The following is a 15908-nucleotide window of genomic DNA, read 5'->3' as shown; positions in this document are numbered from 1 at the left end:
TTCTAGGTGTCCAGCATTAACTGGTTCGAGGCATTACGAGACTCAGCGACGATGTCGTTCCATGCGGTACCAAGGGAGTTGAACTCGATCGCAACCTGGGTGCGCTTCGAGTCCTCGGCGATGGTGAAGAGCAAGAACGCCAGTTCCTTGCACAGATCCCGATCGATCGATTCCGGTACCCGGGACAACAACGCCGCAGCAGCCGGTACACCCTTTTCCGTCAAAGAGCGGGAGAGGTGCACGACCACTTCCCAGGTACTGATGTGCGGGTCGGTCGCCGGGTCGTACTCCCTGACCGAGTAGATCGCCCCTAACGCCTCGGGGGAGAGCAGCGCGACCTTGCCAGCACGACTGGTCAGGATGCCGGACCGTTCCAAATGTTCGAGAGATGCATTACGGGCTCGGGCCATATTATCGGCATCGCCGAACGTTCCCGTTTCGAATCCGTGCTGGCGGAACCAAGCAATCGCGAAACGCGTGTCCGGGTCGAAGTCGCCTTCCTGCTCCGCGAGGACCTCGTCGAGAATCTCATTAATTCGGGCCAACGCGGCACGCACAGTCATCTTCGACCCATCGTCAGTAAGGACTCCTGAAAAGCGGGAGAACACTGCCATACCCGGACCGATCGCCGCCTGTGGCAGATCAACGGGAGCGATTGCACCCTGTTGGAGCTCGCGCAGCGCATCCGGGAGCTCGTCCTTGAGTGCGTTGATGAAACCCCGCCGATCGATGGTCGGGGCATCCTCGGCTCGAGGTCGCAATGCAAGAACTATGGAAGAAGCGAGAGCGTTCGTGCCTACGCTGATCATTCGTCCGCCACGTTCACTACGCATCGGCCAAGTGCCAGTGATCGACCACCCAGACCGAACCATTCCTTCGAGTAAGGTCTCCCAGCCGGTCGATGCTTCCCCGCTCGCATCGCTATCCTGCTGCTTGAAGGCGTAGTACACAGTGATGGGAAAGTCGGGAATAGCTGATTCTCTCGCCCTGCGAAAGACCTCCTGGAACCCTTCCTCAAAGAACTTATGCGCTTCGTCTTTGCCGCCATGCCTGTAAGGATTAGCGACTAGTTCGTCATTTTTCGGTACCAGCATGGTGCCGAGTAGATCTTTGTGTATGGCACGCAGAGAGCGACGGATCCAAACATAAAAGAAGTCGGACAAGTCGGAGTAGCCGATGTTGTCATAGTAGGGCGGGTCCGTAGAGATCACGAACCGATCTAGAGCACGCTCACGTGCGCTAGCCTGCTTAACGTGCCCTTGCAACCCTGTTTGGAGTCGGTCAAGCGCTTCTGCCATGGATCTTGTCGCAATCCCTAGATCGCCAGCAGCCTCAGCAAACGGAGAAACCTCGACAAAATCCCATGCCATAGGGATAGCTTGGCGAGCAAAGAGATTACGAGCTTGATCTCGACTGTTCGACCATGTGACAAGTGCGTTTCCGAGATCTGCAGTTCGGCTCACGCCTAGACCGAGATACGTCGCCACCCCAGCGGCATACGCTGCGGCCCCCGTTCGTCCAGCTTCGAGACCATCGTCAGACATGCCTGCAGCAAGTGCATCAGCAAGAACGCGTTCATGAGCCTCCCCCACGAGGTCACTAAAGTGAGTAAGCGCAGTGAGTTGGCGTTCAGTGAACAAGTCAGAAAACTCAGTCAGTCCGTATCGGACGACATTGATTCGCCCCGGCCAGTCGAACAGTTCGCCATCAGGTACACCAAGCGGCCGTTCGACCTGAGCGGCCGTCTCTTGGTCCGAAGTCGGTTCCAGATAGATTCGTGTTCTGTGCCCCTCAGCCACCGTTGCCATTAGCTGAGCACCCATCCGCTTAGCTCGTGCCTCTGCTCGGATGTAGTTCAAGTCGACAGCAGCTCTGCAGCCAATGCACACTGCCCCTGCACGTCCTACAGTCCCGTCGCCATCTTTTGCTGATGCCTTCTTTGGATCGTGGCCGATACGGAATACGACCTCTCCGTCTACGACGGCAGGGATGACGTAGGATTCCTTGCCCTTCTTCTTCCCAAGCCACCACGAGCGAACGAGAGGCATCGCAATGCCGCAGGCAGGATTGGGGCAGGTGACTGTGCGAGCCCAGATCCATGCGATGACTGTGGCTTCGGATCCGTCCGGCAACTGCGCCTTTGGGTACAGGTGACCGATGCGCTTTTCGGCTTCGTCGCGCATCCACTGTCCGTAACGACGCACGTCTTCGGCCAGTCCGGTAGCCCGCGGCCAGGTGGTGATCTGAGCATCCGCTGCTCCGGGAAACACCGGGGGCTGACCGGCGAACTTCGGAGGGATCTCGATCAGAGCCTTGTTGATGAGCACCGCGACCGGGTTGAGGTCGGAGGCGTGGGCTTCGAGGCCGAGGCGCTGGGCTTCGAGCGGGATGGTGCCGCCGCCGGCGAATGGGTCGAGGATCGGCGGCGGGTTTCCATCGGTGGAGGCCAGGATCTCTTCACGCGCCCGGCGCAGCAGGTTTTCGTCGCCAGCGTTTTCCCAGACGACGAGCTGTTCGATGATTTCGTGCAGGCGTTTGCGTTCCTTCGCGACAGCCTCATCAGTAGGGAAGCGGTCCGGAAACGAAGATGGGTCATCGACGAGCTGCGCGAACAGCACAGCGCGTGCGGCGGCGAGGGGGCGGCGGGCCCACCACAGATGCAGGGTGGACGGGTGACCATGGCGGATCGATTTTTCGCGGGCCGACTCGGCGTTGATCTTCTCCAGCGGCAGCGCGACCTCGATGAGTTTGCGACGAGGGACTGCGGTGGTATCGGCGGTCACGAGGCGGGGTCCTTCTCTACGTACATCGGTGCTGCAGGAGCGTGGTTACGGGAAACAGTAGTGGCCGGGCGTGCCAGGATCCGGCAGCGGTGCCCGGTCCGGTCGGGACGGGAGGCTGCTAGGAGGGTGGTCCGCCTTTCGCCCAGGTCTTGGCCCAGTGCAGGCGTACCTCGGTGGCGGCGAGATCGCCCAGGTCGATGCGCCGGAAGGGCTCATGTACATACCGCAACTGGTCGTGGTCGGGACCGCGGTCACTGACCGAGACCATGGCGAGGCGATGCCGGTCGGGAACGTTCTTGCCGTAAAGGACTTCGTTGAAGGTAACGGTGAAGTCCTCGGCACCTTCGATGCGGCCTTTGACCTCGATGAACACGTAGTGGCCGTCCTGCGGGTCGAGGGAGCGGATGTCGTAGCCCTTGTTGTTGTGCGGCATCTCCTCCGGAATACGTCCCAGGGCGTGTTCGGCGGCGAGGACCTTGTCGACGGCGCGGCGTTCGATGCGAGCCGTTTCCTTGGCATACCGGGCGGGGGCGCCGGGCAGCATCCCAGCGGGGATGACCAGCACCGCGCCGGCGATCTGCGGGGGTTTGGCGGCCAGACGGGATTGCAGGTCGAGTTCGGTGGTGCGGGCGGTGAGGCGGGCTTCGAGGTCGCGGGCGCGGGCCTCGAGGCGTTCGGGGCTGTGCCGGGGTTTGGCGTGCCGGCCCTGGGTGCGGGTCGCCAGGACATCGCGCAGGCGGGCCGCTTCGCTGTCGAGATAGTTGATCTGCTGGGTGAGGCGTTTGTGCACCGCAGCGCGGGTTTTGTCGAGCAGCGGCAGGACGCGGTCTTTGACCTGGGCGAGATGTTCGGGTTGGGCGTGGGTGATGGCCCAGGTGGCGGCGAGTTGCTCGACCCCACCGGCGAGCCAGCTGTGGCCGAGGACCTCGTCGGCAATGGTGCGTGCCTCCGACGGTAGAGGTTGTAGGTCCAGATAGGGTGCCGGTCCGCACAAGGTGGCGGTGCCGTCGGGGGTGAGGGTGATGAAGTCGAAGCGTTTGGACACCACCACGCTGGTGCCGTCGCTGATTTCCCCGGTCACGGCCACGATCAGCCGGGGGTGTTCGGCCGGGTCGTGCGGGTCGAACAGCACGGTTCCGGTCTCCAACGCCTGCTGGTGGGTTTCGATGGTGGCGTCGAGGACCGTGTCGAGCAGCGGATGGCCGGGGGCGAGGAGTTCGGCGCGTGGTGCGGTGGGCTCGCCCAGGTCCATGCGGTCGGGATCGAATGTGACCCGCTGATAGCGCGAGACGATCGGCACCGCCGCGCCCGGGCGTTGCCGGGCCCGCACAGCCGCGGGGACATGGGTGATCTCGAACCGGCCCGATTCCCTCCGGGGCAGCCGTCCCCCGAGGCGGGGGAAGGCGTCGTGGAAGAACGCGGCGATGTAGTGCGGTTGCAGCCGCCGGGCGCGGGCTTCGTCCATCTCGCGGCGCAGCCGGTCGAGTTCGTGCGGGGCCAGGGCTTCGTGGGCCAGGGCGCGTTCTTCGAGCAGGGTGTCCAGGCCGCGGGAAACTTCGGCGTCGACGACCTGGTCGAGGGCGGCCAGGCGGGCCGGGTCGTCGCCGTAGCGGATCGCGTCGAGCAACAGAGTGCGTAGCGGTCGGTCGGTGAAGGCGTCGCCGAGGACGTCGAACAGCCGGCCGCCGTAGGCGCGGCGCTGGGTTTCCATCTTTTCGAGCAGCCGGGTGAACACATGGCCTTCGCGGGTGCCGTCGGCGACGAGATTCCACAGCCGGCAGGTGTGGCGTTGGCCGATACGGTGGATCCGGCCGAAGCGCTGCTCGAGCCGGTTGGGGTTCCACGGCAGGTCGTAGTTGATCATCAGGTGGGCGGCCTGCAGGTTCAGCCCTTCCCCGGCGGCATCGGTGGCGATGAGCACCTGGGTATCGGGGTTGTGGGTGAACTGCTCGCGGATCGTACGGCGGTCTTCGCGGCGGGTGCCGCCGTGGATGGTGACCACCGCATCTTCGCGACCGAGGATGTTGCGGATTTGCGCGGTCAGATAGTCCAGGGTGTCGCGGTGTTCGGTGAACACAATCAACTTGCGCGGGGCACCCTGGGCGTCGCGCAGCAGATTCCGGTCCAGCAGCAGTGAGCGTAGTTCGGCCCATTTGCGGTCCTCACCGGAGTCGCGGACCTGCTCGGCGAGGGCGACGAGCACCCCGAGGCGGGCGATTTCGATGTCGAGCTCGGCGACGGTCTGCGCCGCGGTGGCGGCGTCGACGACCTGCTCTTCCATCTCTTCGCGTTCGCCGGCGTCGTACTCGTCCGGATCGTCGAAGTCGATCCCGGTCAGCGCGAGATCGTCGACCCGACTCATCGGATTCGGTGTGAGCAGGTCGCGGCGTTTGGTACCGAGGCGTTCGCGGCGGCGTTGCAGCGACCGGACGATCGCGTGCGGGGAGGACGCCAGGCGCCGTTGCAGCACGGTCAGTGCGAAGCCGACGGTGCGGGCGCGGGGGTTGTCGGCGCCGAGACGGTCGGCGCGGTTCATCTCCTCGCGGACGTAGCGGGTGACCTCGTCGTAGAGCTGGCGTTCACCGTCGGAGAGGGTGTACGGCACGGTCTCGGCGATGCGCTCGGGGAACAGTGGGGTGCCGTCGAAGGTGAGCAGCTCTTCTTTGACCATGCGGCGCATCAGCCCGGAGGTGTCGGTGGTGTGCGCCCCGGAGCGGTATTCGCCTTCGAACCGGTCGGGATCGAGCAGCGCCATGAACGCCTGGAAGCTGGTTTCGTTGCCGTTGTGCGGGGTGGCGGTCATCAGCAGCAGGTGCCGGGTGATCTGCCCGAGGCGCTGGCCGAGCTGGTAGCGGCGGGTGACGTCGAGTTCGCCGCCGTACCAGGTTGCCGACATCCGGTGTGCCTCGTCGACGACCACCAGATCCCACTCGCTGGTGTCGAGCAAGGCGAGTAGGTCGTCGTTGCGGGCGAGTTGGTCCATCCGGGCGATCAGCAGCGGATAGCGTTCGAAGGGGTTCGTGTCCGGGCTCGAGGCGATCATCTCGCGCGAGAGCAGCTGAGCGTCGATGCCGAACTTGGTGGCCAGCTCGTCCTGCCACTGCTCGACCAGCGAGCCGGGAGCGACGATCAACATGCGGGTCAGGTCCCCGCGCAGCATCAGTTCTTTCGCGTAGAGCCCGGCCATGATCGTCTTCCCGGCGCCGGGGTCGTCGGCGAGGACGAACCGCAGCGGGGTGCGGGGCAGCAGTTCGCCGTAGACGGCACGGATCTGGTGCGGCAAGGGATCGACTGCGCTGGAGGAGACCGCCACCATCGGATCGTGCAGACCGGCCATGCGGATGCGCAGGGCTTCAGCGGCGAGCCGGAACTCGGCCGGATCGGCATCGAACGACCAGCGGGCCTGCGGTGTCTCGATCCGCAGACGTTCCTCATCGGTTCGGTACAGCAACTGCTGACCCAAACCACCGGCGGTGTCCTTGAACGTCACTGTCACCGCGTCCGGTCCGTGCCGGTCGACATCGACAAGGGTCACAGGTCCTGAATGCACACCACGAAGCACCTGGCCACGGTCGAGATCCTCGAGCCGCACCGGCATCCCTACCGGTGATGAAGCTGCCACCGTCCTGTCACTCTCCCCTGCGTTGTCGCCTTACAGATGTGATCGTTCGCCGGGCGAAGAATGTCACACATCACCTTTATCGTTCTGGGCTCGGGCACCTTCGGGTAGCTGGCACGGCGTGCAGGGACTGTCTGAATAACGGTGGATCCGGGTTGGCCTGACACGCCGAGCAGCGTGCTTGGCGGGAAGGATCGACCATGACGGAAACACTGGAGCCCATGGCGGACGAGGTGAACCAGCTGGAGTTGGCGCAGCAGCTGCTGGCCCAGGCCAAGGAACAAGGCGTCGAACTGATGGGCCCGAACGGACTGCTCGGGCAGTTGACGAAGAACGTGCTCGAAACCGCACTGGATGCGGAGATGACCGAGCACCTCGGTTACGAGAAGAACGACCCGGCCGGACGCGGTAGCGGCAACTCCCGCAACGGCACCAGATCGAAGACGGTGCTGACCGAGATCGGCCCGGTCGAGATCGACGTCCCGAGGGACACCGAGTCGAGCTTCGAACCGAAGATCGTGCGCAAACGGCAACGGCGGCTGACCGGCATCGACGAGATCGTGCTTTCCCTCAGCGCCAAAGGGCTGACCACCGGAGAGATCTCGGCGCACTTTCAGGACATCTACGGAGCGTCGGTGTCGAAGGACACCATCTCCCGGATCACCGACAAGGTGCTCGAGGAAATGACCGAATGGCAGAACCGGCCCCTCGATCGGGTGTATCCGGTGGTGTTCATCGACGCCATCCACGTCAAGATCCGCGACGGTCAGGTCACCAACCGACCGATCTACGTCGCGATCGGGGTGACCGTCAATGGCGAACGCGACATCTTGGGGTTGTGGGCCGGCGACGGCGGGGAAGGCGCGAAGTTCTGGCTGGCGGTGCTCACCGAGATCAAGAACCGCGGAGTCGCTGATGTGTGCATCGTCGTCTGCGACGGGCTCAAGGGTTTGCCGGATGCGATCAATACGGTGTGGGAGTTGGCGGTGGTGCAGACCTGCATCATTCACCTGATCCGTAACACTTTTCGGTTCGCACCACGTCAGCATTGGGACGAGATGTCCCGCGATCTCAAGCCGATCTATACCGCTCCGACCGAGGCCGCGGCCAAGGAACGGTTCGTCGAGTTCGCCACCAAGTGGGGGCCGAAGTATCCGGCGATCGTGCGGTTGTGGGAGAACGCGTGGAGCGAGTTCGTGCCGTTCCTCGACTACGACATCGAGATCCGGCGGGTGATCTGCTCGACGAACGCGATCGAGTCGATCAATGCCCGCTACCGGCGGGCGATCCGCGCCCGTGGGCATTTCCCGACCGAGCAGGCCGCGCTGAAGTGTCTCTATCTCGCGACGCGGGCGCTGGACCCCACCGGTCGGGGTAGGGCACGATGGGCGATGAGGTGGAAGCCTGCTCTTAACCTGCCGCTTTCACGGTGATTCGTGATTGCAGGGTGTCGTGAACGAAGAATGGCGCCCTGAACTGCGAAGATATGGCTTGTCTAGGGTCATGTCCGCCGCAGTTCGAGGAGCACCATTCAGGTGAACAAGTCTACGTCCCCCTACCCACGCGTGTCCGCATCGGCCACTGGAACCGGTGTTGTGTCGCAGGCCGGAGCGGTCCTGCTGCTGCGCACCGCGGAGAAGACCGGCCTCACCGCGGCGTTGACGACCGAGCTCTCACCGTATCGAAAACCGCTGGCCCACCACGATCCCGGCAAGATCCTCCTCGATCTCGCGACAGCACTGGCGATCGGTGGAGACTGCCTCGCCGACATCGCACAACTGCGGGCTCACCCGGAACTCTTCGGTGCGGTGGCCTCCGACCCGACCGTCTCCCGCCTGATCGGCGTGTTGGCCGCCGACGCCGACACCGCGCTCGCCGCGATCGGACGTGCCCGCGCCACCGCACGCACCCATGCCTGGACTGCCGCCGGTACATCGGCACCGGATCACGCCATCGACCAAGCGCATCCGCTGGTCCTCGATATCGATGCCACCCTGGTCACCGCGCATTCCGAGAAGGAACAGGCCGCCCCGACATTCAAGCGAGGCTTCGGTTTCCATCCACTGTGCGCGTTCGTCGACCACGGCACCGGCGGCACCGGTGAACCCGTCGCGATGCTGCTGCGGCCGGGTAACTCGGGATCGAACACCGCCGTCGATCACATCACCGTGGTGCAGGACGCACTCGCACAGTTGCCGTTCGACCCGGCCTACCGGGTCGGGAAGAAGGTACTGGTGCGCATCGACGGCGCCGGCGGCACCCACCAACTGATCGAGTATCTGACCAAGCGCAGGCTCTCGTATTCGGTGGGGTTCGGGTTGACCGACGCCCATGCCGAGGCGATCGATCTGGTTCCCGATCAGGCGTGGACCCCGGCCTACGACGCCGACGGACAGGTCCGCGACGGGGCCTGGGTCACCGAGATCACCGACCTGCTCGACCTGTCATCGTGGCCGAAGGGCATGCGGGTTGTGGTCCGGAAGGAGCGCCCACATCCGGGTGCGCAGTTGCGGTTCACCGATCGTGACGGGCTGCGCCTGACGGCGTTCGTGACCAACACCCGGCGCGGGCAACTGCCGGATCTGGAGCTGCGCCACCGGCGGCGGGCCCGGTGCGAGGACCGGATCCGGGCGGCGAAAGTCACCGGGTTGCAGAACCTTCCGTTGCACGGTTTCGATCAGAACCGGATCTGGTTGGCGCTCGTGCAGCTGGCGTGTGAGCTCGTCGCGTGGACCCAGATGCTGGCCCTGGTCGATCATCCGGCCCGGTGTTGGGAACCGAAGCGGCTGCGGTTGCGACTGTGGTCGATCGCCGGGCGGATCACCCGTCACGCCCGCCGCACCGTGGTCAACCTCGCCGCCCGGGCGCCGTCGGTCGCGGTCCTCACCGCAGCGCTGAAGCGCCTCGACGCGCTGCCCGCACCGGCCTGACCAGCCGGAACGTATCCGATCGAACGAAAGGACCGCACGCATTCGGGGCCGTGGACCCCGACGTCACCCGACCGTGTCGGGCGACAGACCGTGGCCGCACCCCGCGTCCGCGGTCTCCACACCCAATCCGAAGACGCTCAGGCCGGCACACCGGACTCAAGAAAGATTGAGGTTAATGCCTTCGCGATCACTTTCGAAGGACGCATCAACTAACCGATGCCAGGCCGGATCCACCGTTTATCGGACACTCCCGGCGTGCATGGAATCACGAGGTTCGTGAAGTGTGTCGAGCGGATTCATCCGCCAGACGTGCAGGAGTCTGCATCCTGGAGGGTATATGTCGGAAGTGTCTGAGATGCTCCAGTTGCCGACATGGTTCTGAAGGGATGAGCATGGCCATTTTCTATTTCGATATCGGTGGTTCACCGATTGCGTTCCGACGGATGGAAGGGGACAAGTTCCTCTTTGACAAGCGCGGAAAGTGGATCGGATGGTTCCCCTGGGGGGATGCCGATGCCGTCGACAAGAAGGGGAATTACCTGGGGACGGTGGTAGGTAATCGGCTTCTGCACCGCACGTTTCAACCACATCGCGGATACCCGGGATACCCCGGATACCCTGGGTACGCTGGTTATCCGGGGTATCCCGGTCACGCCGGTCATGCCGGGTACCAGAGCGGATTCAAAGATGTCGACCCCAGTCGACTGCAGGGATAGGGGTAAGTCCCGGAGATTGGCGGGAATCAGGGGCTGCCCCAGCCTCGGGATCTCGTGCACACACGGGCGCGCTCCCCCTGATTGGCACAATACGAGGTGTGCCGATCACACGCGCCAAACTTGTCGAGACGTATGGACAAGCGATCCTGTCCGGGAATGCCGCCGTCTTTGTGGGCGCGGGACTCTCGCGGGCTGCTGGTTATCCGGACTGGGGTTCACTACTGAAGCCGATGCAAGATCGCTGTGATATTCCGGGCCACGCCGATCTGCCGTTGGTCGCCGAGTACATCGCACTGGACCGCGGGAACGGCGGCCGCGACGCGCTGGAGACCCACATCCTTACCACCATGATCAAGATTCCACCCGAACCGACATCAAGCCACCGGGATCTGCGACGTCTCGACATCAAAGAGATTTGGACTACCAACTACGACCGATTGCTGGAAACTGCCATTCCCGAGGCCGTCGTCGTGGCTGGAGAGAACCACGTTCATAACATCGCCTCGCGCCGGCGAGCGATCATCAAGATGCACGGCAGCATCGACAACCGTAATGAGTGGGAACTCCCGCCTGTCATCACACGTACCGATTACGAACGCTACGAACTGGCACACCCTCGCACCTGGACCGTGCTCCGATCGTCGTACATGAGCCGCACCATGCTCTTCCTGGGATTCAGTTTCACCGACCCCAACATCGAGATACTCCTCCGCCTTGCCCGCACCCTGGGGACCGCATCCGCCGACCGCCACATCGCCGTGATGAAACCCCCCAATGGGGCCGATGACACACCGGAAGACCTACGCCGGTATCGACTCCAGGCCGCCGACCTCGAGAACAGCGGCGTCACCGTCTGCGAGATCAACGATCACGACGAGATCCCTGATCTGCTCGCCGAGCTGGTGCTGCGTACCCGGCCGCCACACCTGTTCATCTCGGGCAGCAGCGGAATCGAAAACGCAACGCCGGAGCAAGACGAAGAGATCCTGGGTCCCTGGTGTGCAACGCTCGCTGCCACCCTCGTCGATGAACCGACATGGACAATCGCCAGCCTCGGCGGCCCGGCCGGCTGGTACACCTCGCGGGACGTCGCACGGACGCGGCGGAAGGAAGGGACCTACGACCCCAGCAAACTTATGATCCATTTTCGCGGGAAGGACGAACCCCCCGTGGTGCCGCCAGAGAGAGTCGGGACCTCCATTTACTCCGATCTCCCGCGCAAGGAACTCGTCACAAGTGTCCTCGACGACTGTCGGGCGCTCGTCGCCATCCGTGGGGGGACCCGAACCGCCGTGGAGATCGGTTGGGCGACAGATCGACGGGTCGCGGTGATCCCCATTGCCGCCGCCGGTGGCGCCGCACGCGACTACTGGGAAGCTCACAGGGACAACCCTCCAACTATCGGCAGCCGTCCCACCGAGCACGCGACGTGGGAGAGGCTCAACGATGCCGACCCGACCATCACCGCCCGCGCCGCAAAATCCCTGATCAAGCAGGCCATGTACGAGTCGCAGTCCACTTCGTGATGCGTGTCGTACAGCCCTCGTACCATGACTGTCATGGAGGATGACTACCTGCGGCAGGCCGCGATCGTGATGGCTTCTCTCGAGCTGCTCCCGGCACAGCCCAGCGATCTCACCTACATTTTGCGCACCCCCGCCCAGTTCCGCGCTCTGCTGGATCTGAGCCTCCTGGATCCAAGCAATAGATCGTCGGATTCTGAGCTGGTCCGATACCTCCACGACAGTCTCGACCACGCGCGAATCGAATACTGGCACAAGCAGATCGACATTCTGGCCAGGGATGGCGTCGCCCGCCCCCTCCTGTCCGCGGACACAAACGGTACCCCGGTCTACCCGACACGGCTCGCCGAGTGCTGGGACGCACCTCCGATATTGTTCGCCACCGCGGCCCTGGACCGTGAATCCTCCTCCGTAGCAATCATCGGTAGCAGATCCGCCGGTACAGAGGTCATCCGTGACACCCACGAGTTGGCCGCAGATCTCGCGGCCACCGGAACGACGATCGTGTCCGGCTTAGCTCTCGGCGTTGACGCCGCCGCACACGAAGGAGCACTGGCAGCGGACGGAACCACCGTCGCTGTGATGGGGACCGGTATCACCCGCATCTACCCCGAGCAGAACACCGATCTGGCTCACCGGATACGCAAGAACGGGGTGTTGGTATCGCAGTTCGCGCCGTATGCCCCGAGAACTCGCACCTCGTTCCTGCGCCGCAATCACGTGATCGCCGGCCTCAGCGATATCAGCATCATCATGTCCGGTGAGTCCCGTAGCGGCAGCCGACACGAGATCGAGCAAGCCATCGGATACGGCCGACGAGTCCTGATGTGGTCACCCGCCCTCGAACACCAAGATTGGGCGCGCAAGCTCGCCGACGACGGCAAAGCTTCCTTTGTCACCAGCGCTGAGGAGGTTCGGCGCACGCTCGACGGGATCGACCAGTGATCGAGAACATCGACCCGCATCTCTGGGAATTGTCCGAGAAGGCAATCCCCGAACTGGTACCGCCTCCCACCGATGGGCAGCCTGAAACCTGTTGGCGCTGTCGCACGTGGACAGAATGGACGACTGGGGAGTGCTGGAACTGCGCGAAGAATAGGAAAATCCTAGGGGTGCCCGCACCGCCGCTGGACATGATCTCGTTGTACAACAAGCCGTCGCAGCTACGCGAATGGCTGACCTGCTACAAGGGCCGTATCGACGAAAGTGAGCCCTTCATCCCCGAGTACGTCGACGTCGTCAAGGCACTGATCGCCAGGTTCCTGTACGAACACGGTGCGCGCATACAAGCACGAAGTTCGGTTGACGTGATCACCGTCGTCCCCTCGTCTAGCCGGACGGGCCCACACCCACTCGAGACCATCCTCCGAGACCTGCCACTGCAGGTTCCCGTAGTAACCCTGCTACGCCGTGGGTCAGGCGCGTTGTCGTTCAACAAGCCGTCCACTGACGGATTCGTCTCCGTCGACGGCCCCGCCCGGCGGGTCCTACTCGTAGACGACGTGTGCACCACCGGTGCCCGTATCAACAGCGCTGCGTATGCACTCAACGCTGCCGGGCACCACCTTGCCGGTCACTTTGTCGTTGCCCGCCGCGTCAACATCGGCTACAAGAACACCCCGGCATTCTGGGCAGGGCAGAAAGCGAAACGGTTCTCCTGGGAACAGAGTCCGTTAGTCAACAGCCTGCATCCGGGTACACAGATCGAGGCATGACCGGTTTACGCATGAAGCTCGCATCCACACTGGGGTCGAGGCTTCTCTACGGAGCCGTAGACGATCACCTGACATAAGAGCTGGCTATCGGCATCGAACGCGAACGGATTGCATCGGCAGCAGGCAGTCGTCGTCGGTAGACCAACTGCGTCGCCGGTTACCGCTTACTCGCGGAGCATCTCGAGCTGCCACCGAACCCAATGCCACCGCTCGATGACATCCGGGTCGTCGGGGTCGTGGCCGACGGCTGCCCACACTGCACGGTCCTCGGGATCCATACCAGGTTGGACGCATCGAGCGCGTCGCTGGTTCCCCCACCACCAGTGGTTATGTGCCGGGCCCCAGCCCGGCGGAGTCTCCGAATGTGGGTAACGGATCCAGGTCGGCGCACTCGTGCAGACCCCCCATCGCTGGTGAACATCCGGCTGGCCCGAAGCATCGACCGGCGGGGGGTTCTGGTCGATGCTTCGGACCTGCTCACGAGCCACCCGGCGGGGGGTGGGGTGGCCCGTGGCCCCGCCACCTCTCCGAATCAACAGGGGTGAGATCCGGAGAAGCGGCGGGCGCTCGGTGACGCCAGCGTTCGGCGTCCCGTGTTCTTGTCGTCGAGTGCCCGCGAAATGTTTCATGCCCAGGGCATCTTGGTGGGAAGACGCGCTGCGGCACGGACCACGGATCGGTGCCGGAACCGAGCGATCACGGATTACCCGCGGCTCCGGCCGGCCGGGTTCGGTTCACTTCTCGGACCGGGGTGCCCGCAGTTCGCGCAGTTCGGCGCGCAGTTCATTGGCTCGTTCACGGGCTGCGTCGGCTTGGGCGTGCGCGGTCGCGGCCTCGGTGCGAGCGGCCTCGAGGTCGGCGCGCACAGTCTCGGCGCGGTCCCGTTCGGCGGCCGCCGCGCTGCGGGCCGCCGCGATCTCCGCTTCCAGCCGCCGGGCGTTCTGGGCCGCCGCTTCGGCTGCGGTGTCCTTCTCGGCCTGCACCCGGGTCAGCCGTTCCCGATGTTCCTCGACCTGCCCGGCGAGAACCTCGACCCGGTTCTCGAGGGCAGCGATCTGTTCCCGATGTGTCTCGGCGGCCTGCGCGAGCTGGTGCTGCCAGCGGGCCTCGGCCGCGGCGTGCTCGGATCTGACCGCGGTGAGCCGGGCGAGTGCCTCGGTGGCCTCGGCCTCGGCGGCGGCCGCGGCCGCATCGGCGTCGGCGCGTTCCTCGCGGGCGATATCGAGTTGTTCACGCAGCGCCGCGATCTCGGCGGCGGCGTCGGCGCGGACCTTGTCGGCATCGGCCCGTACCCGCCGCAGATGCGCATCGATCGCCGCCGGGTCGGCGAGCAGATCGGTCGCGGCAGTGATCGAGGACACGACCGACGTCAACGTCTCGAGCACCGCCTGCGTTTCACGACGCAGCAGCGGAACCGCGTCGGCGAGCGTGGTGATCGCCTCGACCGGATCGGCCGGCAACGCGTCCTGTTGCTGCTGGGCGCGGGCCTTCTCCTTCTGCCGCTGCCGCCACGCCCGCACCCGTTCGGCGTCCGTGGCGTACTCGCGGCGCCGTCCCCCCTTGGCTGCCTCGGTCATGATCCCGCCCTTCCGACCCGATTCCGTGCGTCTCACCGCATCGTAACATGTTTCGTAACGTACGTTTCATGATACGTACGTTACGAAACATGTTACGAGAGACCCGGTCCCCATGACCGCCGGGCGACCCACCCGTCGATCCCAAGCCGGGCCCGGGGGTGACGGCGCTCGGGCTACGGGGACAGGCCTGGGGCCCGGCGTGCCCGGTCGTCGGTGCCGCCCCAGTGACCATGGCGATGCGGACGGGCGATCCCGGCCTGGGCGATCGATTGCTGGCGGCAAGTCCGCCCGGTGCGGAGCCTCCGTTACGGAAGGCTCGTTCCTCGCATCGAGGGCCGGGGCATCAGGCGTGCGAGCGGCCCCCTCCCCTGGTCGCCGGGGATGAGCCCGGTGGGGCTTCTGAGGGGGTTGCCTGAACGGTTGCCGGATCCAGGTGGGGGGTCTGTGACCACGCCGGTGCGGCAGGCCGGCGCTTCCCGAACACTGTGTTCTCGCGCTCCCCCGACCTGCCGCCCCAGCATTCTATTCGAACAGACTTTCGATTACGTGGGAGGATGTGGTGGTGAGGACGTTCGAGCGGTCACCGAAGGTCTGTCCGGCCGGTCATCGGCTGGGGCCGCACCGGGTCTTGGTGGGATGGTCCCCATGTGACTGTCCCGCGGCCGCGGCGTCGGCTGGCGCCAGCGGTCACCGAACCTTCCAGTGCATCTGTGGGGCGGTGATCGAGGTACCGCCGCATGTGGGGCCGCCGCGACCGGGGGTGCGGTGGTCGTGACCGCGCTGCTCCGTGCCGCCGCGGTAGCGTCACCTATGTCGTTCCGGCCCCGCCTCTCCGGGTGCCGGAGCGACACCCGACGATGCTCCGTTGCATACCGGCGTCACTCGGCCGGGCACGACGGGGATGGATTGGTAAGCGCACAGCGGATCGCCTGCTGCAAGGCGTCGATCACTGATGGCGCTCATTGATCCTGCTCAGTCCTGCTCACCGAAAGTGCTCACCCGTGTGGCTCCGCCGATGAGGGCGGGTCTCCTTCGATGCTGGTGG

General features: G+C 64.6%; 8 protein-coding genes. 5 read left to right on the top strand and 3 right to left on the bottom strand.

From position 1 onward, the window contains the following. Nucleotides 1–2 precede the first annotated feature (2 nt). Both ACWDUD_RS21600 and ACWDUD_RS21595 read right to left on the bottom strand, forming a co-directional pair. On the bottom strand, nucleotides 3–2783 hold the full coding sequence (locus ACWDUD_RS21600) for a DUF1156 domain-containing protein (RefSeq protein ID WP_450110607.1): 2781 nt from the start codon (nucleotides 2781–2783) through the stop codon (nucleotides 3–5). Nucleotides 2784–2901: 118 nt separating this feature from the next. After that, a complete protein-coding gene (locus tag ACWDUD_RS21595; protein ID WP_450110648.1) occupies nucleotides 2902–6381 on the bottom strand; it encodes a helicase-related protein in 3480 nt (1159 codons plus the stop codon). A gap of 221 nt (nucleotides 6382–6602) precedes the next feature. Between ACWDUD_RS21595 and ACWDUD_RS21590 the strand changes: the two genes are divergently transcribed. The 5 genes from ACWDUD_RS21590 to ACWDUD_RS21570 all read left to right on the top strand — a co-directional run bounded on the left by ACWDUD_RS21590 (nucleotide 6603) and on the right by ACWDUD_RS21570 (nucleotide 13286). After that, nucleotides 6603–7835 carry an IS256 family transposase gene (locus ACWDUD_RS21590; protein WP_450110606.1) on the top strand — a complete coding sequence of 411 codons (1233 nt, stop codon included), beginning with the start codon at nucleotides 6603–6605 and terminating at the stop codon, nucleotides 7833–7835. A gap of 102 nt (nucleotides 7836–7937) precedes the next feature. Beyond that, the gene (locus ACWDUD_RS21585) at nucleotides 7938–9332 is read left to right on the top strand and encodes an IS1380 family transposase (RefSeq protein ID WP_450110605.1); all 1395 of its coding nucleotides are present in this window, start codon (nucleotides 7938–7940) and stop codon (nucleotides 9330–9332) included. 814 nt (nucleotides 9333–10146) lie between these two features. Beyond that, complete coding sequence (locus ACWDUD_RS21580) at nucleotides 10147–11574, top strand: SIR2 family protein (RefSeq protein ID WP_450110604.1); 1428 nt, start codon at nucleotides 10147–10149, stop codon at nucleotides 11572–11574. A 3-nt stretch (nucleotides 11575–11577) separates the two neighbouring features. Next, nucleotides 11578–12516, top strand: a complete 939-nt coding sequence (locus tag ACWDUD_RS21575; RefSeq protein ID WP_450110603.1) for a DNA-processing protein DprA — start codon at nucleotides 11578–11580, stop codon at nucleotides 12514–12516. After that, nucleotides 12513–13286, top strand: a complete 774-nt coding sequence (locus ACWDUD_RS21570; protein ID WP_450110602.1) for a ComF family protein — start codon at nucleotides 12513–12515, stop codon at nucleotides 13284–13286. The genes ACWDUD_RS21575 and ACWDUD_RS21570 overlap by 4 nt, the downstream gene beginning before the upstream one ends. 734 nt (nucleotides 13287–14020) lie before the next feature. On the opposite strand, the gene ACWDUD_RS21565 is transcribed toward ACWDUD_RS21570, so the two are convergent. Further along, entirely contained in the window at nucleotides 14021–14863 is an 843-nt protein-coding gene (locus ACWDUD_RS21565; RefSeq protein ID WP_450110601.1) for a hypothetical protein, read from the bottom strand. Between the last annotated feature and the right edge of the window lie 1045 nt (nucleotides 14864–15908).

The sequence above is a fragment of the Rhodococcus sp. NPDC003382 genome (assembly GCF_053589135.1).
The sequence above is the reverse complement of the archived record's forward strand: the minus strand, read 5'-3'. Positions and strand labels throughout refer to the sequence as shown.